Source organism: Microvenator marinus (genome assembly GCF_007993755.1).
Classification (GTDB): Bacteria; Myxococcota_A; Bradymonadia; order Bradymonadales; family Bradymonadaceae; genus Allomicrovenator; species Allomicrovenator marinus.
Map to the genome: position 1 here is coordinate 1,072,812 of NZ_CP042467.1, position 23,522 is coordinate 1,096,333.

The window sequence follows — 23,522 nt, forward strand, 5'->3', positions numbered from 1 at the left end:
TCTAGAGCGCGACCCTTCCAAGGGGCTGAATCTTATGAGCGGGATCTAGCTCTTGGAACCCAAGGACCATACACTCGGGGAACTCCAAAGACACAAGGCGTTTGATGTACCTACGCACGGATTGATCGGCCAATAGAACCGGAGTCTTACCCTTCTCGATATCACTTTGAACACAACGTCTAACCGCGGCCAGAATCTCTCGAGTCACATCCGGCGGGAGTGCCAGGTAGCTCCCATCCGGCGCGTGGCGAACCGCCCCTGACACAATGTCCTCGAGCTCGCGGTCAACCAAGTAGGCCACAACTGAGCCATCCGGACGCGCAACTTGATGAGTAATAAAGCGTGATAGGCCTTCTCGCACCCGTTCTGTCAGCACAATCGGATCCGTTTCACCGCGCGCACGATCGGCTAAGATCTCGAGGATTCCACGCAGATTCCTGATTGAAATCCCCTCCTCTGCCAAACGCTTCAGCACCTCGGTCAACTGCTGCAAACTGACCTGCCTTGGAACGACCTCCTGAACCGTGGCTGGAAACGGCCCCTCAAGTTGCTCCAACATGGCCTGAGTCTCCTGTACGCCAATGAACCGAGAGACGTTGGCCTTGGCCGAAGCTGTCAGCCGAATCAAGGCATATCCCGCACCATCCCACACCTTAAAGCCACCGCCTTCCACAACAGAAGCATCCTCGGCTTTGACCCAGGATGCCGGCCGCCGTGTCATCGGGTGTGTGGTGGCTTCCACTTCAAGACCAAGAGCCGTCAAGGCCTCCGGCCTTTCGGCCACAAACACTTTGCCCTGAGGAAATTCTACCGACTCCACTGGAATCTCTTCAATCGAAACTCCAACCCCCCATTCTCGAACGTTTCGGCCATCTGTCCGAACGCGAACGTTGGGGACTTTTACGCCTGTCTCAAAGAACACGCCCTCACGCATGGAACCGATGGTGTCTTTGAGCCACTGGATACGCTCTTCAGAGAGGGATTTGACGAGCTCGCTTCCGAGGTCGATAGACATTGGCATCACACTCGGGAAGAGTACTTGCACTTGCGCTGCTTGCTCCCGCGCCTCCTCTTTGACCTCTTGAGCAACCTGTTCAACTTCTGTTGCCTTGTTGTCACCTCGTCCCATCAAACGGTACGCGATCAGCGCGAGCCCTGACCCTAGAAGCACGAAAGGCACCGTCGGGAGCCCCGGAATAATCGCGAACGCGAAGAGTAGTCCAGCCGCGATGGCGAGCGCCTTGGGATAGCTCATGATCTGGCCGAAGATGTCCTTACCAAGATTGGTCTCTTCATCGCCCGCGACACGAGTCACGATGATACCGGCCGTCAACGAGATCAAGAGCGCTGGAATCTGAGAAACGAGGCCGTCACCAATGGTCAAAAGTGTGTAGGTCTTGGCAGCATCTCCGGCACTCATCTCGAGTTGCAAAATACCGACCACCATCCCCGCAATGATATTGATTCCGGTCATGATGATACCAGCAATGGCATCGCCCTTGACGAACTTCATCGCGCCGTCCATCGCGCCATACAACTGACTCTCTCTCTGAACCGCAGCGCGCCGTCGTCTGGCCTCGGTGAGATCAAACGCTCCAGCCCTCAAATCGGCGTCGATCGACATCTGCTTGCCTGGCATCGCATCGAGCGTGAACCTCGCACCGACCTCCGAAACACGCTCAGATCCCTTAGCGATCACGAGGAACTGGATGATGGTCAAAATCAAGAAGATCACGCCACCGACCACGTAGTTCCCTTGCACAACGAAGTTCCCAAACGCTTCAATCACTTCTCCGGCATCCGCCTGCAACAAGATGAGACGTGTGGAGGATACGTTGAGCGCAAGACGAAAGAGCGTCGTCAGCAAAAGAATTGTTGGGAAACTCGCGAGTTTTACAGCAGACGGAATGTAGAGGCTGACCATCAAGAGCGTAACCGCCGTGGCGATATTGAGAGTCAGCAGGAGGTCTAAGATGAACGTTGGAAGCGGGACGATCAACATCCCCACCATTCCGACCACGACCATCGCGAGAACGAGGTCGCTGTACTTACTGATGAAAGCTTTGGTTGTTACACTAGATTGTTCCATCGATTTCCCCCCCGATGTGTGGGTTATTAAATAGCTATCGCGTAGATGGTTGAAAAGTAGCGTGAACCCTCACCATTGACAATCAAAAAAACGAAGCAATGTCCTCAAGGAAGAGAACAAAAGAAGCCTTCGGCGCGCTGAATACACGACCCGTTTGAATTCAGGCAAAGCTCGGTCAACGTGGGATTGCCGGGCACCGATCCAACGGGTTGGTTTCCGCACGGAACTTCGCAACGTCCACTCAAGGTGTTGCAACGTGCGCCTGTTCCACAGTCTTGAGACGAAGTGCAACCTGGGTCGCAACCACCTACAAAGGCAGCCTCACCTTGAGCGTTAGGTTCGACCGTTTGAATCTGACACGCATAGCCATTTCGACAGCCGGAATCACAACCCTGAATGCAATAGGAACGTGGGCCTGACGCACTCGGGACAACTACGCATAGATTCCCCGCACCGCACGAATCGTCGGAATAGATATCAACGTCGGTGATACTAGAATCCCTTATTGGACATGGTCCTGCAGAACAATACCCCCCCACATATCCTGTTGGCTGTCCCTGAGAATTCAATTCAGGAATACAAAGTGGTGAGAGATCTCCCGCTCCACAGTCACTCGCTGAAGTACATGCATCTCCAAGACTCGTAGGAGCCGCACACTGGCACTCTTGCGTTAGACCAAACTCGCCACAACGAAGCGAACTCACATCGTCGCAGGTGCTGGTCAGAAGCTCCTCAAGCGCAAGCTTGAAGTCTGGATCGGTCTGAGCCTCGGACACACAGCCAGCATATTCAGGATCTCCATTGAGACAGGTGTCGTAGATTCCACTCAACGCTGTAGTCTGTTCGGGAGTCAACGTGCAGTTGTCAGTGATGCAGGACCCATAGAGCAGGTCACAGCCCTGTTGGCAAAGAGCCTGAAGCTGAGCCGCATTGTTATTGTTGGTCTCAGTGGTCGTTTCGTTATTGGTATTGTTCGTATTGTTGGTGTTGTTCGACTGGTTATTGGAACCATTCGAGGAGCCAGTCGTCGAGTTATTCGTCTGGGTCGTCTGATTATTCGTTGGGTTGTTGGGGTCGTTCGGTGACGTCGAGTTATTCGTCCGAACAGGGTTGTTCGTATTGTTATTGCCACCAACCAAATCTGTTGGAATACAAAGGTTTTCTAGGCAAACCAATCCGGCCGAGCAAACGCCTACCGGACATCGAGCAAAACATCCTTCGGTTTCACCAACTCGGGCAAAAACGTCATCATTTTCGCATTCGAGGCCGGCGGTTTCTTCGCCACCGCATCCCAAAGTGAGAACCAAAGCCAATGCAGAAAAACCACGGATCCAATTCATCATAAACTACACCTACTTACATGTAAGGTCAGTGTAGCCCTGAAGATCATGATGTCAAGCGCTCGGCCTTAATGAAAGTATTCCACGCCGCCACGGTTGAGATGATGAGGGTCTTGAGAATCACCGCGGTAGCCGCTGCTCATCATGAACGCCATGACGAAGAACATGGAGTGCCGAAGCCAGAGTAAGAACTCCAACGCTTTTCGCTTCTCCTCTGGGTCGCTAGGCAGCACGTCCTCCACCCTTCCCCACTCCTTTGTGGGGCCTTCCTCAAGCACTCCCAAATCCTCCATTCCAGCCATCGCTCGCTCAAGGGCCACCATCAGCTCCCTAGCGTCTTTAAATCGTGCGTCAGGCGTTTTGCTTAGTGTACGAAGGATCACGCGTTCAAGATGTGGCGTGAGCTCGGGACGCACCTCTCGCGGCGACTCGGGCTCGACTTCCGAATGTGCTCTCATCAACTCTTTGATGGGCATCCCTTCAAAGGGTCGACGCCCACAGGCCGTCTCGTACATCATGACCCCGATGCTGTAGAGATCGGACGAAGGACCCACTAGCTCGGGGTTTCGGACCTCTTCTGGACTGATGTACGCCGCCGTTCCTACGATCTTGGCCTTATCCTCCGGCTCCACCGGACGGTCCGCAAACCGGGCCACACCGAAGTCGATAATCTTTGCTACCAAACGGTCTTCGGCCTGCGTAATCATGACATTTGCAGGCTTCAAATCCCTATGCACAATCCCATGCCGATGCGCATTTCCAACGCCCCTGAGGATGTCCATAAAGAGGCACGTAAGCGTCTCTTCATCCGCCATTGCCGCGTACTTCTTTTGCCACGTCTCCAACGTACGCCCTTCGATGTACTCCATCACAAAGGCCAACTGGTCACCCAGTTCCAAGATCTCGTGAAACCGCACGATATTCGGATGGCGCATGGCCATCATCATATGTGCCTCACGCAGAAACCGACGCCGCTTAACCTCATCCTCCAAGAGATGGGGGTGAAGCACCTTGATAGCCACGGATTCGAAGCTCGACTCGTGCCGCGCACGATAGACAAAGCTTGTGGCGCCTGTTCCGGCAAAACCGTTGATGAGGTAGTCTCCCAACCGGTCACCGTAACGCAGCGTAGGCGTTGGGTGTGACGTTGGTTGGCGCTTAATTGAGGATTCAGACATCGACCCTCCTTGGTCGTCAATCTATGGCCCATCTTGGCAACGCATCACCGAGTGTCAAAAAATTCGTTCCCTTCGGAGTAGAAATGATCGTCCACGTGAAATTTTTCGCCGTTCTAAAAGAAAAGGCAGGAGTCGACTCTCTCGAACTTGACGTCGCCGGCCCAATCACGCTCGACGACCTCTTCTCCTTGCTTTGCCGCGAATACCCCTTCGAGTCCCTCAAGCCCTATTTACGCGGGTCGCGCAATCTTGAGTTCGTCGGGTGGGAAACCGAGCTTGCGGACGGAGACGAGGTTGCGTTCATCCCTCCCGTCTCAGGCGGCTCTGCGATGGTTCACATCCAGGACCAAACTCTCGAACCTCTTGATGTGCGCGCGTTGGTTTCTTCACCCACTCACGGCGCAGTCGTGACATTCGAAGGTGTTGTTCGCAATCACAATGAGGGCCATGAGGTCGATACACTACTCTACGAAGTCTATGAGGAAATGGCCCTCTCCGAGCTCGCCAAAACGCGAGCCGAGGCCGAGACGCGCTGGCCCGTAAAGGTTGCGATTCATCACCGAGTAGGCCTGATGCATGTCGGAGACATCGCTGTGGTCATCGCTGTGGGTTCCCCGCATCGAAAGGAAGCATTCGAGGCTGCCGAGTGGGTCATCGACCACCTAAAGCAAGTTGCGCCGATCTGGAAAAAAGAAACTGGGCCTGACGGCGCAACATGGGTTGGACTCGGACCTTAGCCGTTGCTGTCATAGAACGGCCGCAGAGAATCAGCACGATTCGCCTGCCTCAGCTTCTGGAGCGCTTTAGCTTCAATCTGACGAATGCGCTCTCTGGTCAAATTGAAGTCCTGCCCAACTTCCTCAAGAGTGTGGTCCGTAGGCTCACCGATTCCAAATCGCATCCGCAGAATCTTCTCTTCACGGGGAGTAAGGCTCGAAAGTAGCTCCTGAGTCTGCTCACGCAATGCTTGGAATACGGCTTCTTCCATCGGGCTCGGCGAATTTTCATCCTCGATGAAATCTCCAAGCTGACTATCATCCTCACCAATCGGTGTTTCCAAACTCACAGGTTGACGAGAGATCTTTAGCGCACGGCGCACTGCCTCAACTGGAATATCGAGCTTTGCTGCGATTTCATCAGGCTCAGGTTCGCGTCCCAAATCCTGCTCTAGCTGGCGTGATGTTCGTACAATTCGATTGATAGTCTCAATCAAGTGTACCGGGATTCGAATGGTACGCGCCTGGTCCGCAATCGCACGGGTAATCGCCTGACGAATCCACCACGTGGCGTAGGTGGAGAACTTATGTCCTCGCTGATACTCGAACTTTTCTACGGCTCTCATCAAGCCGATATTTCCCTCTTGGATCAGGTCGAGAAAATGCATGCCGCGGTTCACGTACTTCTTGGCAATCGAGACCACCAAGCGCAGGTTTGCACGAATCATCTCGCTCTTCCCACGCTCGGCGCGTTGCTCTCCCTCGTCGATCTTACTCACAAGCAGGTCGAGCTCGGCGCGAGTCATCTTGAAGTCTCGTTCCACTCGCGTTTGAAGTGCGGTGAAATGCTCACGCACCTGAATGTACTCGACGATATAATCCTCGCCGAACCTAAACCCGGTGTAATCGACCTCGTCACCAGCCATATAGGTGTCGGCCATTATGTCGAGCTTCTCCCGACTCTCTTTAGACACTCTCGCGTATTCTTCAAGCCGCCGCTCACAGCGCCTAATTGAGCTAGAAGCCTCTTTGATATTCCCGACAACTTCGTTGATAAATCGTTGAGAAAGACGACACTCACGAACGGCGTTGACCAAGCGCCTCTTGGCCCGTTGTTCAGCCTTTTCGGCCTCTTCAAGCGCCTCCTTGTCTTTCGAGCGTTTCTTACTCAACTCGGCAACTTCTGCCACTTTCTCTTGGTGTGATTGATAAGCTTTTTTGAGCCGCTCGAACCGTTTAAACACATCAGGAGCGACGGGCTGGTCACTATCTTCATCGCTCGGCGAATACTCGTCAAAAACCTCTCGAGCACGAGCTGTTCCGCCACGAAGTCGGTCCGGTAGCGCCAGCATTTGCTCGATTCCATTTTCGCAGCTGACGATGCAATCGAACACGATTTCACGACCCGCTTCGATTTCTTTGGCGATAGCCACCTCGCCTTCCCTCGTCAGGAGCGTGACTTGGCCGATACGTCTCAGGTACATCTTTACGGGATCGAACCCATCTTTCCACTCCTCACTTCCTTCTCCCGCCTGTACTTTAGCATTTCGCCGAGCCTCGGTGCGTTGCCCGATGAAGTCATCTTCGACGTTATTGATTGGTGCCTTCTGCGATTTATTCTTTGTCTTTGTTTCGCCCACCGCTTTACCACCTGTGAGGTCTCCCGAATCATTTGAATCGTGATCCAGATTCGGGTATGTGTTCTATCGTCAGGGCCAATCTGACCCCACCTAATTGAGGAAGCACTATCCATGCCACGTCTTCCTCGTCCGGCTAACTCACTCTCAACGTGCGTATACCTGAAGACTTAGGACGATCATCCCATTGTCAACAAACCCCGAAACCTGACAAAGTTGTCACACTCGTGTGAAAACTCTTTCAGTTTTCTGAGGACCGAGGAAGATACGTTCGGCGAAACAAAAACATTCCCCCCATTCTTTCAGAAATACTTCAGGCGCACATTTCCTTGAGGCGCTCAAGTTCCTTGCGAACTCCCATAATTGCCCCACGGCGATGCTGACGCCGCTGATTAGCAATGGACTGTAGCCGATTGTTCTCGGCCTCAAGCCAGCCCTTTTCCTCAGTCATCGACTCTTGAGAGCTTCGAAGCTTCGAAATGACTTCGCGAAGCGCGTCAATCTCTGCACCCATCGCCTCAACGTCGCCTCCAGCCCCTACATTGGCTTCAGCATCTCGAAGTTGCGCACTCAAAACTTCGTTCTCGAGTTCAGTCTGCTCAAGCATGTCGCGCAGAGACTCAATCTCGGTACTCATGGACCGAAGTGCCTGCAGCTCCTGTTCGAGCTCATGAATCCGCTTCTCCTGCTCCGATGAAAGCAGAAGATTCTGTTGTGTGGGCTCGAGCAAAGACATTGGACCGTAACCACGACCGGCTTCCTTCATGCGCGCAAGCTGGTTCCTCGCTCCTGCGATGGTATACATCTCGTCGTAGAGCAACCAACGGATAGCCTTTAAGAGCTCAAGATCCGCCTGATCGTAAGAGCGTTGACCACTCCTCGTCTTATGAGGCGTCAATTGGTCAAACTCCGTCTCCCAATAACGGAGCACGTGAGGCTCCACTTCGAGCTCTCGAGCTATCTCCCCAATTTTGAAATACTTTTTTGCGCGCTGAGTTTCCAATTCAACCCTCCGTGGCTGCGTGAAGCTTCCTTGCTCTTCGTTTCCACTATTCTAACGATTTGAATCAGTCATTCAACTCGTCTTTTAGCACCTGGCTCACTTTAAAGCGGAGCACACGGCGCTCAGGAATCTCAATCTCTACGCCCGTGCGAGGATTGCGACCAATACGCTTGCCTTTTTCACGAACTTCAAACTTACCAAATCCACTAACTTTAATTGAGTCGCCGGACTCCAATGTCTCTTTCATGGTCTCAAAAACGGCCTCAACGTATTCCGTTGCTTCCTTCTTCGAAACTCCAACTCGCTCATACACAGAATCAACAATACCGGCTTTTGTCATAGTCATAATTGATCTCCTTAGGACAAAAAAATGCGTGTCCTTTCATGTCGGGAAAGCTTTTAAGCCCGCTCGATCGGAACTTCAAGGACAAAGAGCTTCCTAGACACGTTCGATGTCAGGAAGCCCCTGAGGTTGCGGTAATCGTTTCACTTAAACAAGTGAAATTTTCTGCACACTTGCATCCTCAGGTTTTTAACTCAACGCAATTCATAGCCTCGGCTATGAATCGCGCCCAAGAAAGCCTGGTCGGCAGCCTGAATTTCAACGTCTGTGAGTGTGCGCTCCGAGCTCCGATAGGTCAGAGTTACCGCAAGACTTCGCTTTCCTTCCGGAATCGGCGCACCCGAATACACATCAAAGAGACTCATCTCTTGGAAAACCGCGCCAAATGCAGGGTCTCCTTGACGCAACTCACCAATCAACTCTTCGATCTCTGAGAAGGGTCGCTCAGTTAAGCCGATGATGGCAAAGTCTCGACTGACGGCAGGAAATTTAGATATGGGCCTATGCTGCGGCACGTCCCCAAGCCCCTCGGCTATCCACGACCACTCGAGCTCCGCTACAAAGACCGGACCTTTTGCGTCGTATTGCGAAGCGAGAGTTGGGTGAACCTGCCCCACCAAACCCATAACTTTGTCGTCTACGAGCCATTCAGCCTGCACACCAGGGTGCAAACTCTCATGGACTTGCGTTGGCACTCTCCACTCTCCGTGATCAACTAGCCCATGAGTGATTTCTTGAACCAACCCCTTCAGGTCGAAGAAATCCCACGGAACCTGGCCACTGAAGTGACTTTGACGAGCGCCGTACACAAGAATTCCAAGGCGTTGGCGCTCAGGCTCAAGGTAGACACGTCCGAACTCAAAGAGTGCGAGGCTCTCAGCCCGTTGCGCAATATTAACCCCAAGGGTCTTTAGCAAAGAGGGTATCAGTGATTGGCGCATGACCGACAACTCTGGTGCCAAAGCATTTGCCAGCACATCGCTCTTGGAGGCCCCGAGGAACACGCCCTGCTCTGCCCCATGAAAACTATAGCCGAGCGTTTCCGCAAACCCCTTCGCAAGGAGCACGGAGCGCGTTGTGCGCTCTCTTGCGAGCTTGGCCTTGGGAACGATGGTCGCAGACTTTCCGGGCTTTAATCGATGGACGTAGCCCATCTGGACCTCGGAGCGGGTCGGCAAGAGCTTGTCGAACCCGTGCAACCGGGCAACCTCTTCGACGAGATCGATAGGCCGCTCTATATCAGGTCGAAAACTCGGAACCGAAACCTCTAGACGCAAACCGTCTACCTTAGAATGTAGACCGATACTCGCCAGAAGACTGGACACCTCAGAAATCTCTAGCTCTAGCCCCAAAGTTCGGTGAACCAGATCTAGCGTCAATTCCACGGCGAGCGGTTTGACTTCCTTGGCACAGATTTGAGTCCGCCCTTTAACCGCACAAGACGGAGAGATTTGACGCAGGAGGGCCTCTGCTGCCATCGCGTGCTCAAGAGTCTGTCCGCGGTCGATGCCACGCTCAAAACGATGGCTCGACTCCGTATGAAGACCCAGCCGCCTCGCAGTCTTACGCACGGTCGTTGGGTCAAAATAAGCGCACTCAAGAAGGATATCTGTGGTGGTCTCACTGACTTCGGTCGCTGCGCCTCCCATGACGCCAGCAATCGCGACCGGACCATTCTCGTCAGCAATCACGAGGTCGTCTTCAATCAGCTTGTGGATCTTGTGATCGATCCCCTCCAGAGTCTCTCCTACCTTCGCCCTTCTAACACATAAGGAGCCACTTACTTTCGCGGCATCAAACGCATGGAGCGGCTGGCCGAGGTCCATCAAGATATAATTGGTCAAATCCACCACGTTATTGATGCTGCGAGTTCCGATGCTCGCCAGTCGACGACGCAACCACGCTGGCGCCTCCTCGACCTTAACACCCGAAATCTCGCTCAGGACGTAGTTCGGACAGCCCTCGGCGTCCTCAATAACCAATCTTCGGGCCGTCGCCCCAACCTCTGCCGCCTCAAAATAAGGGGCTGATTCTCGAATAGGTCTTCCAACGATTGCACCGACCTCACGCGCCACCCCGCGAGCACTCAAAGCGTCCGGGCGATTAGGAGTCAGTTCGATCTCGACGACCGTATCTTCGAGTTCAGTCGCTTTGAGCGCTGGCATACCGAGCGGAAGATCCGGATTCAGGATCCAAAGGCCCTCACTCGATGTTTCGAGCCCCAACTCCTCTTCGGCACATAACATACCCTCAGACTCGATCCCGGCGAGCGGTCTGGAAGAAATCTCAAAGTCGAGCCCTGGTGGTTTGGCGCCGGGTAGTGCAACTGGCACGAGGTCTCCAGCCTTCATATTCTTGGCGCCGCAACCGATCTGCCTCAGCCGTCCATCACCGACGTCGACCTTACAAATCACCAGTTTGTCGCTATTGGGATGATCGACAATCTCATCGATCCGCCCCACCACCACGTGGTCATCTGCCAGCTCTTTGAGAGAGGCAACTTCAAGCCCTCGCAGACTCAATTGCTCGATAACACTCTTGAAATCGACGCCCTTGAGGTCAACCCAATCATTTAACCAGGTGCGTGCTACCTTCATGGCATCTCCTTAAAATTGTTTTAGGAATCGTAAGTCATTCTCGAAGAAGAGACGGATGTCGTTGACGCCGTACTTCAACATTGCGACGCGCTCGACACCGAGGCCAAGCGCGTATCCTTGCGTTGTCTCGGGATCGATCCCGCCGGCGATCAAGACGTTGGGGTCAACCATGCCGCACCCAAGAATCTCAATCCAGCCCGTCTGCTTGCACACCCGGCATCCAGCTTGATTACAGAACACGCAACCGATATCGACCTCAGCCGATGGCTCCGTGAACGGGAAGAAGCTCGGACGCAAACGAACCTTTGTCCCGACCCCGAAATAGCCCTCTGCAAACGCAGTAAGGGTCCCGATCAAATCCCGCATCGTAACCTTGGGGCCCAAGTGCAACGCCTCGATTTGATGGAACACTGGACTATGCGTGATATCGCTATCACACCGGTAGACGCGGCCTGGAGAGATCACCTGGATCGGTGGCTCATAGGCGAGCATGGTCCTTACCTGCACCGGTGACGTATGCGTTCTAAGCAGGCGTCCGTCAGGGAACATGAAGGTATCCTGCATATCTCTCGCAGGATGATCTGCCGGGAAGTTCAGCGCCTCAAAGTTGTGGAAATCGTCCTCAATCTCCGGCCCTTCCGCCACGTCGAATCCAAGATCCGTGAAGAGGTCGATCAGCTCCCACATCACAGTTTGCACTGGATGCCCACCCACCACGCTCGGGGCGCGACCTGGCAGTGTCACATCCACACGCTCTTCTTCAAGACGACGAGCCAACTCAGCCGCCTTGATCTGGGACACCCGACCTTCGAAAGCTGCCTCAATCGACTGTTTCGCCGCGTTGGACGCCTGGCCCACGTCACGCTTTCCTTCAGGCGGCAGATCACGCAGATACTTCATAAGCTCTGCGACCTGCCCACTCTTTCCAAGGTAGCGATTCTTGATTTGGATCGCATCTTCTAGCCGCTCACAGGCTCCGAACGCCTCAGAGCCCTCACGGCCGAGATCCTGCAACTTTTCGATCAACGCCTCAGTATCCATTTACTTGCTCATTCTGGAGAACCAAGAAAAAAGAAAGGCTCGCCACGAGAAATCACTTGGCGAGCCGGTCGAACATTCAGAACGGTTGTCTTAGCCGTTGGCGGTCCGAGCAGCCTTCGCGACTTCGCTAAAGCCTGCTGGATCAAAAATCGCCAATTCAGCCAAGATCTTACGATCGAGTTCAATATCAGCCTTATTCAATCCGCCGATGAGTCGGCTGTAGCTCAATCCGTTGAGACGAGCTGCAGCGTTGATTCTGGCGATCCAAAGACGTCGGAACTGGCGCTTACGCTGACGACGATCGCGGTAGGCATAAGCCCAAGCGCGATGAACGGTTTGCTTCGCATGCTTGTAAAGCTTGCTGCGAGCTCCTCTGTAACCTTTTGCTGCCTTCAGATACTTGTTCCGACGGCGGCGAGCTTTAAAGCCTCGTTTTACGCGTGGCATAGGTGTCCTCTACATTAACCAGGACGCTTTCAAGCGTCGTCATCATTAAACGTACGGGAGAAGCTTTCGAATCGTCGCCGAATCGGTTGCGTTCATGTACCCATCTTGACGAAGATGTCGCTTACGCTTTGAGCTCTTCTTGGTCAAAATGTGGTTACGAAAGCCGCGACGGTATTTAACCTTCCCGCTCTTACTAATTTTGAAACGCTTCGCAGCGCCTCGGTGTGTCTTCATCTTCGGCATCGTGGGCCTCTGAATTCAAAGTAGATAATATTTGCAAAACTCTAGCCCGCTCAGCGAGCGAGGGCGCGAACTATTCCAGCCTCTAAGAGGTTCGTCAAGCGCTTTTTACTCTTTGTTGCTCGATTTGGGCGACAACATCATTCCCATGTTGCGGCCCTCTAGCTTCGGAGTTTGCTCGACATCAGCGATCTCAACCAAAATACCTGCAGCGCGATGAAGCATCTCCGACGCAATCTCAGGGTGAGTGATCTCACGTCCCCTGAACATCACGGTGAACTTCACCTTATTTCCCTCTTCGAGGAACTTCTTCGCATGACGAACTTTGGTCATGAAATCGTGATCATCGGTCTTTGGCCGCATCTTGACTTCTTTGAGCTCAACTCTTGAAGACTTCTTGCGGGCCTCAGCCGATCGCTTCTTTTGTTGGTATTTGTATTTGCCGTAATCCATGATTCGGCAGACTGGCGGTTTCGCATTTGGTGCAACCTCGACCAAGTCGAGACCAAACTCTTCGGCTTTATCCAGGGCATCATCTAAAGTCATGATCCCTAACTGTTCGCCATCAGGATCAATAATCCTGACTTCCGCTGATCGAATTCGCCTGTTTACCCGTGGGTCTTTCTCCGCCATGTAGCTGACATTCTCCTCAAATAGCCAAAACAAAAAGGGCAGGACGCTGTTCATCCTGCCCAGTTTACGATTTAACCGGACCCCGAGGCCGAGTCAAATCGCGGTGATGTCCTCCACCAATTTTGATGGGTGGACCATAGGCACGGGCGGGATTGAACCGCCGACCCCTACCGTGTCAGGGTAGTGCTCTCCCACTGAGCTACGTGCCTCTTCACTCATTCCTGAGCGCTGAGGGGGTCTATCAACGCGCCTAATTCCTGTCAACACGATTTCTTCCATGAAATGCGAATCCCGAAACTTTTTCCAACCGCAATATGGGATCGCGTCTGGTGAAGACGACACCACAATGGTAAGAACTCGCCCGAATTGAACATGCTTTTAATCAACCACACAAGAACAATACGAGAGAGATCGACGATGAGAATGATACTAGTGGGCCCGCCTGGTGCTGGCAAAGGAACTCAAGCAAGCTTTCTGGTTGAAGCCTACGGCGTGACTCATCTTTCATCTGGAGACATGCTCCGTTCGGCAGTGGCCAATGGGACGCAACTCGGCAAAGAAGCCGATGCCTTTATGAAAGCCGGCAACCTCGTGCCCGACGAATTGGTCATCAACCTCGTTCTCGAGCGCATCCAAGAAGCCGACTGCAAGACCGGCTTTTTGCTCGATGGATTCCCACGAACCCGTCCTCAAGCCGAAGCCCTTGACGCCGCCCTTTCAAACGCAGGTGTTCAACTCGATGGGGTCCTCTTAATCGAGGTCCCCGACGAGCTCATTGAAGAACGGATCACCGGCCGTCGTAGCGATCCAGTAACCGGCCAGATCTATCACCTCAGCTTCAATCCTCCTCCGGAAGACATCAAAGATCGCCTCGTCCATCGTAAGGACGATACCGTGGAGGCCTGCCGGGCACGCCTGCAAAAGTATCATAGCGAAACCACCCCGATCGTCCCCTTCTACGAGAGCAAAGGGTTGTTGATCAGGGTGGACGGCGTTGGGAAACCAGAAGAGGTGACCGAACGCATCAAAGAGGCGATCGGCGAGCTGTGAATGACTTCACTTCCATCGTGCGAAAGGCTGCAGCCAAGGCGCAGCTTACACCTAGCCCAAAGCTCCTGAAGGAAACGTGGTCTGTGCTTGTTGGGGAAGAACTCGCGGCAAAGACCGAGCCCCTTTCGCTCAATGAAGGCGTGTTAGAGGTCGCCATTCCCGAATCTTGGGAAGGTCAAACAAAGAAGATTGCCAAGCGCATTAAACAAGACGTGAGCGCCTTTTTTCCGTCCGTAAAAAGTGTGTCTTGCGTGGCCGACGCGAACCCCAAACGCCTCAAACTGACCGATGCGGAAGCGGCTTTGGATTCGACTGAGGAGCCGAGCGTGGACGATTCACTCGAGGCCACGCTCCAACGAATTGAACGGCTGATGCTCAAGCGAGATCTTCAGAACAAGTGAACTTGCCACTCGACGGCTAATTCGCTATGGATGCGCTGCAAAATAATGTCATGCAAGCAAAGTACGGAAGCTGGCGCGACGATTCGACGGCACCTGACGTGCCAAATGCCGAGCACTCAAGCTCAACGGAATAGAGATAAGATGACTACCTTTACGGAAAACAAGGGCTTCGGGGACTACTTCCTCAGCTCCGAAATGCTTCAAGCCCTAGAAAAAGTGGGTTACCAAACCCCAACCCCGGTACAACACGCAGCGATTCCGCTGGTGATGGCAGGGATCGATTTGATTGTTCAGTCCCAAACGGGAACGGGCAAGACTGCCGCATTCGGCGTTCCCTCAATTGAGCTGCTCGACCCTCGGCCGGGCATCATTGAAATGTTGGTGCTTGCCCCCACACGTGAGTTGGCGCGCCAGGTCGCAGCGGAAATTGAAAGGCTTGGTGAGTTTAAAGGTATCAACGTCGCGACGATTTACGGCGGCACATCCTACGAGAAGCAATACGAGGAGATCGAGAAGGCCAGCATTATCTGCGCTACTCCGGGACGCCTTGTAGATATCCTGAAGCGTGGAAAGATCTCTTTCGACAACCTCAGGGTTCTTTGCCTCGACGAAGCCGATGAGATGCTCTCGATGGGATTTGCCGAGGACCTCAACACGATCATCGGCTATTTGCCAGAAGAGCGACAAAGCTTGCTCTTCAGCGCCACGATCACGCCTGAGGTAAAGGCGCTCGCAAACAACATGCTCTATTATCCGGAGTTCATTACGTTCTCCAGCAATTCCGTTGCAGCGGAAGATGTTGAGCATAGCTTCTTCATGATCAATGGTGTGTCTCGTACTCGCGACCTACTCGCCGTTCTCCAACACGAAGAGCCCGACAACGCGATCATCTTTGCAAACACCAAAGACGACACGTTTATGGTGACCCGATTCCTCAAACGACATGGTTACCGAGCCGACGTTTTGAACGGCGACCTTGCGCAGAAAGACCGTGAAAGCACGCTTAAGGCACTCAAGGAAGGTCAGATCGATTTCCTCGTCGCCACGGACGTTGCTGCTCGAGGCATCGATATCTCGGATTTGACTCACGTCATCAACTATACCCTTCCCGAGAGTGCCGAGGTCTACATCCATAGGACCGGAAGAACTGGCCGTGCGGGCAAGAAGGGTAAGGCGATGAGCCTGGTATCCCCTAAAGAAATGGGCGTACTTTTCAACATTCGAAAGCTCTACAAATTCCCGATTCATGAGCGTACGTTGCCAAGCTCCGAGGACATTCGACAGGCCAGGCAAGAACGACGGGTTGAATCTGTGATGAGCTCCGTCATGACCAACGGCGTTAACTACGGCCCGCAAATGGGCGTAGCGCAGGCGCTTGTTGGATCCGATGACGTAGAAAAAGTGCGTTTTGTGGCCAAACTACTGGCGTTCGCGACAAGCTACTCGGGCCCCCTCTCAAGTCCGGCCGCTGAACTCCCAGTTGAGGATGTCCGCGCTGAGAGACCTGCGCGTGACGAGAAGCCAGCCATCAAAGAAGAGAGCAAACGGCCACTCGTGCCAGAGACCACGGAAAAGCGCGAAGTTCTTCGTGTACGTCCTTCAAAACTCGCGAAACAGGAGGAAGTAGAAGCCCCTGAGCCTCGCGCTGAAGAGTCACAAAAGCCACGACGCACTCGTCGCAATTCACGATCCCAGTCGAACGAAGTTACCGCCGCGCCGAGTGCGCCGGTCGCTGAAGAGTCTAAGCCGCGTCGTCAGCGTCAGCGCCCAGACTCACAGGACGACAAGGGCATCTTGAAGGAGGCCCGACAAGAGCGCACCGAGAAGAAAGACGACGATCGTCGGCGCTCCAAGCGGAAGCGCCGCGGTGGACGCGACCGAGAGCGCACAGAAACCACGCCACTTCCACCTCTGCCAGAGATCCCTAGAGAGTTTGCGAAGGTTTGGATCAATCGCGGAAAAACCCATTCGGTGGACCGTGACGCGATCGTAGAGATGGTCTGTTATATGGCAGGAATTGAACCGGAAGATCTCGGTAGTGTTCAGGTCGAGCAAACCTTCTCATATGCAGAGGTGCGCGAAGATTATTTGTACGATATTATCCAAGCCATGAATCAACAAGAATACCAAGGCGCCACCATCGCAGCGGAACCTGCGCGGCGCTAGACTCTTGGCAAATGGAGAACTTATGTCGTTTTGGAAACTGTCGCTCGCTGGCTTGCTTCTTTCCTCAACCATTGCGTGTGATGACGGTGGACAGGTGCAGGTTGAAGAGGACCAGGTGGACCCAAATCTTCCGCCTGCAAGAGTAGACCTCCCTACCCCGCCCCCAGCGAGCGGTTTCGAAGTTCCTGAAAAGAATGGAGACGGCACCCTCAGAGTCGAGGGACTGATTCATCATCAGGCAAAGCACCTCGAACAAAAGGTCGAAGTCAAAGGCACCATCGTCCAGATCTCTGAGCCTTGCGACCCAAAGAAGGCGAAGAAGAAAGACGAAAAGTGTCCTGAGCCAAGCCTTTTCATCAAGGACGGTCCAGATTCACAGGCCATGTTGAGAATGGTCGGATTCAAGGACGAGTTCATCAAGAAGAACAAGATCGAAGTCGGGCAAGAACACGTCTTCAAGGGTTCCTACCAAAAGGTCGCTTATGGCTTCGTAGCCACCGAAGATGGCCTAGTTTTGATTGATTACGTGGGCGACAAAGCGGTCGTGGAAGACTGAGAAAGTCTTCACACCTTCAACGCTTTTCTGCGAGTACCAGCGTGTGGGAGCTCGAAGGGCCGAGGTAATTCCCTCGGTGGAAAACCTCGCCACTCACCTCGACCACATCAAAGCCAGCGATCTGAAGAATCTGATTCAATTCATGCAAACCGTAGAGACGGATGTAGCTGTTGAATTCTTGAGGGGGCGACCCATCTTCGTAGATGAAGGAGCGTTTGGTGTGCATGATGCTGGTCATGTAGTCGAACTCGACTTCTTCCAAGAAGACGCACTCCACACCTTCCCACCAGGTTCGTGATGGCATTTCAGCAACCACGTAGTCGCGATTGACCACATCCATGAGGAAACGACCACCGGACTTCAATGCGCGATGCACACCCTGAAGCACGCGGAAGTTCGTCTTATCGTCAAAATACCCGAATGATGTTTGCCACAAAAAGCAGCCATCGAAAATCTCATTGAAGTTCAGGTCACGCATATCTCCGTGAATGAACTTGATTGACAACGAGCGTTTCTGAGCGTCATTGAGCGCCCGCTGGAGCATCGCCATCGAAAGATCCAAACCCGCTACCTCGTAGCCTCGTCTGGCAAGCTCGAGGGAGTGCCGGCCAAACCCACAGGCAAGATCGAAAATTCGTGCGCCCTTTTTGAGTCCGAGCGAGTCGAGGATAAACTCGACTTCTTTCTCGGTTTGTTTGGGCAAATCTTTCGGAAGAGTACGCATGTACTCGTCGGAGAATACGTCCACAAACCAGTTGGCGCGCTTTTGTTCAGCCGCACTCACCCTCTTGGGCTTCTTCTCTTCGAGCAACTCCTGAACGATTCCGCCGATATCATCATCGTCGGCCTTCGGAGCAGGTGCTGGCGATGCGGCCGGCTTGGCAGCAGCTTGAGGAGCCTGAGGGATCGGCTTGGTGTTATGCCGAGGGCGCTCCACAGGAGCTTCCGGTTTTGGCGGAGGTTTTGGCAACGGAGTTGCGTCTTCCAGAACCTCGCTATCGAGCTCGATCGCGTCCTGAATCTCATCAGCTTCAAAAGGAGCCCCAGGCATACCAGGCTCGCTCACTGGAGCCTCAACCTCAATCACCTCTTGTGATTCGGCTTGAGCCTTAGCGATGTCCTCATCTGTGACAGTCGCAACCCGAACGGTAGACACATCGCCGCGTTCTGTACTTTCGTTCGCAGAAGTACGAGTAGACGTCGGCGCGGGGCCATCTTGCCACTTTTTCGTCAAAACCCTTGGTGGCGCGACCAATACATCAGGTGCGAGGTGTTGGTCTTCCAGGTATGAATCAATCGAGAACTTTCGGAGTGCGTCCAGCAGGTCGATTTGAGAGCGATCTACGGCTTCCATTCGGACCGTTCGAACCAACTCTTCGCGGTCAAACGGATCTTCGTCAGAATCTTCGGGCTCTTCAGAGGGTTTCGGTGCGGCGGGAAGCTGCCCGGTTGGAACCCTGAAAGCTGGGATAGCGAACGCGAGATCCTCCTCTTGATTCGGCTCAGCAACCTCATTGGTCAATTCAATGACGTCGCTATCCTCGTCCAGTGTGGGATTCATCGGTGAGTTATCAGCAGAGTTGGACACCTAGGGGACTCCTTGACGGCTGTGAGGCCCTTTCGGGCACCTCACTCCAGGATGCTTATGCGAATTGCATTCAACAGTGCGGAGTCTAACTCACGCCTTGCTATGTCACAAGTCTTTCACTTGAAGTGCTAAAGGGTCCGGCCCAAGAGTTCTCCCATTCTGAGAGTCATGCCTTCGGTAAGGTCCGAGCGGAATTCGAAATTTTGACTTCCGATAAGCAAGACGACCGTTGAGCCAAGGTTGAACATTCCAAGCTCGTCGCCAGCTTCAAGCTGGGTACCGCTTATCTCGATATCTTCTCGCCTTCTGAAGCGGCCATTGGTCTTCAAGCCGTGGAATGCGAGCGACATTTTGCCTACGCACGTGGCGCCGACCATGACAACCCCGACCACGCCTAGAGCGGGCTCCTCGACATAGGAGATCAGCCGCTCATTGACGGCAAAGAGTTCGCTCACGTTACGTACAGCAAGCGGATTCACCGGGAAGAGTTGGCCCGGGATGTAACTTACTTTGGATACCACGCCCGAGGCCGGCGAGTGGACGCGATGGTAATCACGAGGCGAGAGGTAGACGGTTGCGAAATGGCCACCGACAAAGCGCTCGGCATCTCGCCCACTATCTACGAGGTCAACCAGACGGTAGTTCTTGCCCTTGGCTTGAACCAAAGTCTCCGCCTCGATTCGACCGAAGGTTGAGAGTCTGCCATCCGAAGGCGAGACGAGGTCCCCTGCCTTATTCGCTTCGATATCTCGAGCACCTTCACGAAGGCGACGGGTAAAAAACGCGTTGACCGAAGCGTATGCATCCGGCGCAGATTCCGACTCACCCAAATTAATGCCAGCAAGCTGAGCGAAGCTAGAATTGATTGGACCGCGCAGCGGCTGAGGCAATTCGAGCTCGGATAATGCACCTACCGCCCTGCTGATCGAATTTTTTGGCAATAGCCTCAAGGCCGTCATTTTCGCTTGATCCAACACCGCTCAACTCCACTCAAAAACGTAGGCCCCATTTGGCCCGATACTGAAACCACTGGTAGGTCAAATAGGCCGTCACTGGACCACCGATAATGATCAACCACCACGACAAGAGGAAGCAGAGCAATAGTGTTGCACTCGCGGCTCCTAAAGCTGCGTAGCCCTTATTTGCTGCCGTTTTCTTTGTTAATTCTGTTCGTCTCATGGTCTTCTCCTAGGGTCCCCGAGGGGTTATTAGTGCATTCTGAGTTAAGAGCAAAGCCGTTTCGAATAAAATTCCTCAGATGGCCCGCAGAGGTTGCGACTACGCGTGGTCAGACCTATACTTCGCGAGCCCTTTACATAAGATATCACATATGAATCGATATTTCGGAATGCATACGCTCGAAGGAGAGTGGCACGCGCTGCTCCCCAGATATATTCTCCTGGCAGATCGTCTCGAAGGCAAGCGGGTCTTAGATATCGGCTGTGGCACGGGAATCGGTTCGTCGATGCTCCTCGAACTTGGTGCCGAGATGGTTGATGCGATCGACCATCGGCCGGCAGTCTTAGAGATTGGGCGCATGAAGCACGCCAAACCGGGACTCGATTTCCACGTCATGTTTTGGGAAGAGCTAGATTTCCCGGACCACACGTTCGACGTGGTCGTCTCCCTCGACCCGACCTGCCCTGTAACCGACCCGAGCCTCATCGCCGAAGTCAAGCGGGTGCTAAAGGCCGGCGGCGAGTACATCTGTGCGGTGGAACGAAAGAACGTCAATGGGCTTGAGGCGGTTCTACCTCGCTATGGTTACACAGAGGGCGGAGAAAACGTCAGTGTCCACGGCGGTCGAGAGCGAGTTCCGCAAATTGGAGAGTTGCAGACTCAGTTCGGCTTTGTTCAATCTGTGGTTCAGCGCCCCATCTACGCGTTTGCGTTTGACCAAGATCTGCCGGACGCCAGGGCATCGGAAGTGGTCCGAAAGACCGACGACGGTGAAAGCGGGGTGTGGACAGACAACGGTGGAGAAAATGGTCGGTGGATTGCCACTGACAATCGACTCGCCATTCACGACGAAGAAGCGGCCGGTGTGGCAATCTATTTTTGCTCCGACGTCGAGTCTGGTCCGGCACCTCTGCGAGAGGTTCACCTTCCGTACTTCTCGATTGTCGAGCGACTCAAGCAGGTTGTTCAAGATCTACAGACATCTGAATTCCGTGGCGCCGGCGACGAAGACAGCATCTTTGATGAGCTGATCGACGAGCCTCCAAGAGAACGCGAAGCTACCAACGAATTCAAGGCCGTCAATCGATGGGACGACCAACCGACGACCATACGGGCGAGGCCTGACCTTAGTGCCGTTGCTGAAGACCCAATGACACAGCTACAGCGCCAGGTTTCTGAACTCACCCAACTCTATCAACACGTTCAGACTGAGTTTACTGAGGTGGTTCAAAACGCGCAGACGGCTTTGAGCGAACGTGACCAGTACATCGAACACCTCGTAAACAGAATTCACCAATGGGAATCAACCGCATTGGATGATGTGGTTCAAACCGGTGAACACCAAAGGGTTACCCCCGCCGAAGCGGTCGACGAGACAGACGAGGAAGTCCAAGAGGACGAGGAAGACGGCCGAGTCCCTGGAGGCGAGGTAGACGCTGATGTCCAGGAAGATGCAGAAGGGACCGATGAAGTGCCCAAAAGTGAGGAAGAATGAAACCCACTCAATTTTGGTTGTCGCTCGCCTGCCTAATTCTTCCCAATATCGCATTGGGGGCGGGTTTCGAGATCCCCGAAAACACCACCCGAAGTGTGGCACGTGGAGGCACAGGAGCAGTCACTAAGGCCGATCCGAGCGCCCTCTATTTTAACCCGGCCCTCTTGCCACGAGCCAACGGGACCCAGATTCTCTTAGACCTCAACCTTCTGACGCACGATGTGACATTTTCCAGAAATGACCTCGTTCTCGAAAACACGACGCGGGAATTCGAGCCTACTTCAAACACGTCGGGGCTCTTTGCGGCTCCGTTCCTGGCGATCAGCCACGATTTTGGCGTCGATGACCTCGGTGTAGCGGTCGGTGTTTTTGGACCGAGCGCCTATGGAAAGCAGTGCTTTGGCGAATGGGATGGGAGCGAATGCCAGTTTGAGTACTCGAACAGCGCCAAGCATATGATGCTCTCATCCGACATCATTGAGGTCTATTTTACGGCGGGCGCAGGCTACAGATTCGACCTCGGAAACGCTGGCGCCCTCTCGGTTGGGGTGGCTGCCGCACTGGCCTGGCAACGCACAAACTTCAGCGTGGTCGTGGACGAAGTTCAAGTTGCACCGCCTTTCAATGAGGATCCGACTAACCAATCGCTCTTAGAGGCTCGCAATCTGCAGGACTTTCAACCCACTGGATTCTTCGGCCTCACCTGGGAGCACTCAGGATTTCGCGTCGGGGCCTCGTATCGCCCGCCAATCTCTTGGGAGACCACGGGTGAGTTCGAACTCGACTTCCCTGAGGCTTTTGATGGTCTTGCGGAAATCGAGGGCAACACTCTTAACTTCGATACCGAGCAGGCAGGGTCGCTGAGGGCTGGCGTTGTATACGAACACGGCGTCCATCCTGGCGTTGAGGGTGCCCCTCAGTTCGATATCGAATTCAATTTTGTGTGGGAGGACTGGTCTCGACTCGAATACTTCAATATCGAACCGGACGTCCGGTTGCTAATCGCGGGCGTTGAACAGCCATTGAACGCGGTTGTTCAGCCAAAACAATGGCAAGACACCTACAGCTTCAGGCTCGGCGGATCTTACGCCCCTCTTCCGTGGCTTACTACCTTCGCAGGGGGAGCTTGGGAGTCCGCTGCGCAACCGGAAGCATTCACCAATGTTGATTTCGCATCTTGGGAGCGAACCACGCTGGGCATTGGTGCGGCACTCCATCTGGTTGAATGGCTGGACATCGAGCTCGCCTACTCCGCGATCATCAGTCCTGACCGCAACGTCACCGATGGAGAGGTCTACCAGCCCATTCCTACGAGCGGCTGTACCGGGCCGGACTATCAAGAGGACGCGTGCGCTACCAAAGGCACACCACCAGGAAATCCACAGAACGAAGGAGAGTGGTCAACGTTCTCCCAAATTTTCAGTATCGGCACGACGTTCAAATTCTAGTGAGGAAAGAAATCTTGAAGGGCAGTCTCGATATCCTTTCGATGACGCCTCATGAGCGCTTGGGTGAATCCAAGAGTAGTCTTTCCGTCAGTCACAACATTCCAAAAGAAAATGTCGGAGACGGGCAACGAAACGAAATACATTTCGTCCCCGGTGAGCACAACGCCCTCCACCTTGCCTTCGTGCCCTAGCTCGTTCAACGCTCGCCTAGTGACTCGCAACACATCACTCTGAAAGGCATCGATAGCCGCGGCATCCTCTTCCCTTCGAGACACGCTGGCGAGTTGCAAACCGTCTTCGAGCCCCACAATACTCATTGAAATACAGCCTGGAAGCTCTTTGCTGATCTTCCCGAGCACATCAAAAATCGTCATG

General features: G+C 53.7%; 22 protein-coding genes and 1 tRNA gene. 7 read left to right on the top strand and 16 right to left on the bottom strand.

The window, feature by feature from the left end; all coding sequences use genetic code 11:
* Window position 1: 1 nt before the first annotated feature.
* The 3 genes from sctV to FRD01_RS04570 all read right to left on the bottom strand — a co-directional run bounded on the left by sctV (window position 2) and on the right by FRD01_RS04570 (window position 4,607).
* Complete coding sequence (gene sctV / locus FRD01_RS04560; protein WP_146958042.1) at window positions 2–2,089, bottom strand: type III secretion system export apparatus subunit SctV; 2,088 nt, start codon at window positions 2,087–2,089, stop codon at window positions 2–4.
* A gap of 104 nt (window positions 2,090–2,193) precedes the next feature.
* On the bottom strand, window positions 2,194–3,432 hold the full coding sequence (locus FRD01_RS04565; protein WP_146958044.1) for a hypothetical protein: 1,239 nt from the start codon (window positions 3,430–3,432) through the stop codon (window positions 2,194–2,196).
* A 65-nt stretch (window positions 3,433–3,497) separates the two neighbouring features.
* Window positions 3,498–4,607 carry a serine/threonine-protein kinase gene (locus FRD01_RS04570; RefSeq protein WP_146958046.1) on the bottom strand — a complete coding sequence of 370 codons (1,110 nt, stop codon included), beginning with the start codon at window positions 4,605–4,607 and terminating at the stop codon, window positions 3,498–3,500.
* An 83-nt stretch (window positions 4,608–4,690) separates the two neighbouring features.
* Between FRD01_RS04570 and FRD01_RS04575 the strand changes: the two genes are divergently transcribed.
* Window positions 4,691–5,344, top strand: coding sequence for a molybdenum cofactor biosynthesis protein (locus FRD01_RS04575; protein ID WP_249756004.1), 654 nt, complete (start codon window positions 4,691–4,693; stop codon window positions 5,342–5,344).
* Here FRD01_RS04575 and rpoD read toward each other — a convergent pair.
* From rpoD to FRD01_RS04620, 9 genes are all read right to left on the bottom strand, one after another.
* On the bottom strand, window positions 5,341–6,963 hold the full coding sequence (gene rpoD / locus FRD01_RS04580) for an RNA polymerase sigma factor RpoD (protein WP_249756005.1): 1,623 nt from the start codon (window positions 6,961–6,963) through the stop codon (window positions 5,341–5,343). The genes FRD01_RS04575 and rpoD overlap by 4 nt on opposite strands.
* A gap of 310 nt (window positions 6,964–7,273) precedes the next feature.
* Entirely contained in the window at window positions 7,274–7,963 is a 690-nt protein-coding gene (locus FRD01_RS04585) for a MerR family transcriptional regulator (RefSeq protein WP_146958052.1), read from the bottom strand.
* A 64-nt stretch (window positions 7,964–8,027) separates the two neighbouring features.
* Window positions 8,028–8,303, bottom strand: coding sequence for an integration host factor subunit alpha (locus tag FRD01_RS04590; RefSeq protein WP_146963846.1), 276 nt, complete (start codon window positions 8,301–8,303; stop codon window positions 8,028–8,030).
* Window positions 8,304–8,500: 197 nt separating this feature from the next.
* A complete protein-coding gene (gene pheT / locus FRD01_RS04595; RefSeq protein WP_146958054.1) occupies window positions 8,501–10,903 on the bottom strand; it encodes a phenylalanine--tRNA ligase subunit beta in 2,403 nt (800 codons plus the stop codon).
* A gap of 9 nt (window positions 10,904–10,912) precedes the next feature.
* A complete protein-coding gene (gene pheS / locus FRD01_RS04600) occupies window positions 10,913–11,926 on the bottom strand; it encodes a phenylalanine--tRNA ligase subunit alpha (protein WP_430700856.1) in 1,014 nt (337 codons plus the stop codon).
* A gap of 108 nt (window positions 11,927–12,034) precedes the next feature.
* Entirely contained in the window at window positions 12,035–12,391 is a 357-nt protein-coding gene (rplT, locus tag FRD01_RS04605) for a 50S ribosomal protein L20 (RefSeq protein WP_146958057.1), read from the bottom strand.
* A 45-nt stretch (window positions 12,392–12,436) separates the two neighbouring features.
* Complete coding sequence (gene rpmI / locus FRD01_RS04610; RefSeq protein WP_146958058.1) at window positions 12,437–12,634, bottom strand: 50S ribosomal protein L35; 198 nt, start codon at window positions 12,632–12,634, stop codon at window positions 12,437–12,439.
* A 105-nt stretch (window positions 12,635–12,739) separates the two neighbouring features.
* Window positions 12,740–13,264, bottom strand: coding sequence for a translation initiation factor IF-3 (gene infC / locus FRD01_RS04615; RefSeq protein WP_146958060.1), 525 nt, complete (start codon window positions 13,262–13,264; stop codon window positions 12,740–12,742).
* A gap of 137 nt (window positions 13,265–13,401) precedes the next feature.
* Window positions 13,402–13,473 (bottom strand) — tRNA-Val (locus FRD01_RS04620).
* Window positions 13,474–13,681: 208 nt separating this feature from the next.
* Between FRD01_RS04620 and FRD01_RS04625 the strand changes: the two genes are divergently transcribed.
* The 4 genes from FRD01_RS04625 to FRD01_RS04640 all read left to right on the top strand — a co-directional run bounded on the left by FRD01_RS04625 (window position 13,682) and on the right by FRD01_RS04640 (window position 17,437).
* Window positions 13,682–14,314: an adenylate kinase gene (locus FRD01_RS04625; protein WP_146958062.1), complete on the top strand. Its 633-nt coding sequence runs from the start codon at window positions 13,682–13,684 to the stop codon at window positions 14,312–14,314.
* Window positions 14,311–14,715, top strand: coding sequence for a DciA family protein (locus FRD01_RS04630; RefSeq protein WP_146958064.1), 405 nt, complete (start codon window positions 14,311–14,313; stop codon window positions 14,713–14,715). The genes FRD01_RS04625 and FRD01_RS04630 overlap by 4 nt, the downstream gene beginning before the upstream one ends.
* Window positions 14,716–14,856: 141 nt before the next feature.
* On the top strand, window positions 14,857–16,881 hold the full coding sequence (locus tag FRD01_RS04635; protein WP_249756008.1) for a DEAD/DEAH box helicase: 2,025 nt from the start codon (window positions 14,857–14,859) through the stop codon (window positions 16,879–16,881).
* Between the two features lie 22 nt (window positions 16,882–16,903).
* Entirely contained in the window at window positions 16,904–17,437 is a 534-nt protein-coding gene (locus tag FRD01_RS04640; protein ID WP_146958068.1) for a hypothetical protein, read from the top strand.
* A gap of 16 nt (window positions 17,438–17,453) precedes the next feature.
* Here FRD01_RS04640 and FRD01_RS04645 read toward each other — a convergent pair whose 3' ends face one another.
* From FRD01_RS04645 to FRD01_RS04655, 3 genes are all read right to left on the bottom strand, one after another.
* Window positions 17,454–19,025, bottom strand: a complete 1,572-nt coding sequence (locus FRD01_RS04645) for a class I SAM-dependent methyltransferase (RefSeq protein ID WP_146958070.1) — start codon at window positions 19,023–19,025, stop codon at window positions 17,454–17,456.
* A 128-nt stretch (window positions 19,026–19,153) separates the two neighbouring features.
* On the bottom strand, window positions 19,154–20,002 hold the full coding sequence (gene asd / locus FRD01_RS04650) for an archaetidylserine decarboxylase (RefSeq protein ID WP_146958072.1): 849 nt from the start codon (window positions 20,000–20,002) through the stop codon (window positions 19,154–19,156).
* A 13-nt stretch (window positions 20,003–20,015) separates the two neighbouring features.
* Window positions 20,016–20,204, bottom strand: coding sequence for a hypothetical protein (locus tag FRD01_RS04655; protein ID WP_146958074.1), 189 nt, complete (start codon window positions 20,202–20,204; stop codon window positions 20,016–20,018).
* A 151-nt stretch (window positions 20,205–20,355) separates the two neighbouring features.
* On the opposite strand from FRD01_RS04655, the gene FRD01_RS04660 reads away from it, so the two are divergent.
* Both FRD01_RS04660 and FRD01_RS04665 read left to right on the top strand, forming a co-directional pair.
* Window positions 20,356–21,699: a class I SAM-dependent methyltransferase gene (locus FRD01_RS04660; RefSeq protein ID WP_249756009.1), complete on the top strand. Its 1,344-nt coding sequence runs from the start codon at window positions 20,356–20,358 to the stop codon at window positions 21,697–21,699.
* Window positions 21,696–23,147 (top strand): OmpP1/FadL family transporter, encoded by a 1,452-nt coding sequence (locus tag FRD01_RS04665; RefSeq protein ID WP_146958078.1) that lies wholly within the window; start codon window positions 21,696–21,698, stop codon window positions 23,145–23,147. Before FRD01_RS04660 ends, FRD01_RS04665 begins: the two co-directional genes overlap by 4 nt.
* Here FRD01_RS04665 and FRD01_RS04670 read toward each other — a convergent pair.
* Window positions 23,144–23,521: a roadblock/LC7 domain-containing protein gene (locus FRD01_RS04670; protein ID WP_146958080.1), complete on the bottom strand. Its 378-nt coding sequence runs from the start codon at window positions 23,519–23,521 to the stop codon at window positions 23,144–23,146. The genes FRD01_RS04665 and FRD01_RS04670 overlap by 4 nt on opposite strands.
* Window position 23,522: the final 1 nt, after the last annotated feature.

What these genes read in the sequence shown, in the direction of transcription:
- FRD01_RS04590 (WP_146963846.1), bottom strand. Translation starts at nt 8,303, where the DNA reads ATGACAAAAGCCGGTATTGTTGATTCTGTGTATGAGCGAGTTGGAGTT.
- rpmI (WP_146958058.1), bottom strand. Translation starts at nt 12,634, where the DNA reads ATGCCGAAGATGAAGACACACCGAGGCGCTGCGAAGCGTTTCAAAATT.
- FRD01_RS04575 (WP_249756004.1), top strand. Translation starts at nt 4,691, where the DNA reads ATGATCGTCCACGTGAAATTTTTCGCCGTTCTAAAAGAAAAGGCAGGA.
- FRD01_RS04670 (WP_146958080.1), bottom strand. Translation starts at nt 23,521, where the DNA reads ATGACGATTTTTGATGTGCTCGGGAAGATCAGCAAAGAGCTTCCAGGC.
- sctV (WP_146958042.1), bottom strand. Translation starts at nt 2,089, where the DNA reads ATGGAACAATCTAGTGTAACAACCAAAGCTTTCATCAGTAAGTACAGC.
- FRD01_RS04640 (WP_146958068.1), top strand. Translation starts at nt 16,904, where the DNA reads ATGTCGTTTTGGAAACTGTCGCTCGCTGGCTTGCTTCTTTCCTCAACC.
- FRD01_RS04665 (WP_146958078.1), top strand. Translation starts at nt 21,696, where the DNA reads ATGAAACCCACTCAATTTTGGTTGTCGCTCGCCTGCCTAATTCTTCCC.
- pheT (WP_146958054.1), bottom strand. Translation starts at nt 10,903, where the DNA reads ATGAAGGTAGCACGCACCTGGTTAAATGATTGGGTTGACCTCAAGGGC.
- FRD01_RS04660 (WP_249756009.1), top strand. Translation starts at nt 20,356, where the DNA reads ATGAATCGATATTTCGGAATGCATACGCTCGAAGGAGAGTGGCACGCG.
- rplT (WP_146958057.1), bottom strand. Translation starts at nt 12,391, where the DNA reads ATGCCACGCGTAAAACGAGGCTTTAAAGCTCGCCGCCGTCGGAACAAG.
- FRD01_RS04655 (WP_146958074.1), bottom strand. Translation starts at nt 20,204, where the DNA reads ATGAGACGAACAGAATTAACAAAGAAAACGGCAGCAAATAAGGGCTAC.
- FRD01_RS04570 (WP_146958046.1), bottom strand. Translation starts at nt 4,607, where the DNA reads ATGTCTGAATCCTCAATTAAGCGCCAACCAACGTCACACCCAACGCCT.
- FRD01_RS04625 (WP_146958062.1), top strand. Translation starts at nt 13,682, where the DNA reads ATGAGAATGATACTAGTGGGCCCGCCTGGTGCTGGCAAAGGAACTCAA.
- FRD01_RS04565 (WP_146958044.1), bottom strand. Translation starts at nt 3,432, where the DNA reads ATGATGAATTGGATCCGTGGTTTTTCTGCATTGGCTTTGGTTCTCACT.
- FRD01_RS04635 (WP_249756008.1), top strand. Translation starts at nt 14,857, where the DNA reads ATGACTACCTTTACGGAAAACAAGGGCTTCGGGGACTACTTCCTCAGC.
- infC (WP_146958060.1), bottom strand. Translation starts at nt 13,264, where the DNA reads ATGGCGGAGAAAGACCCACGGGTAAACAGGCGAATTCGATCAGCGGAA.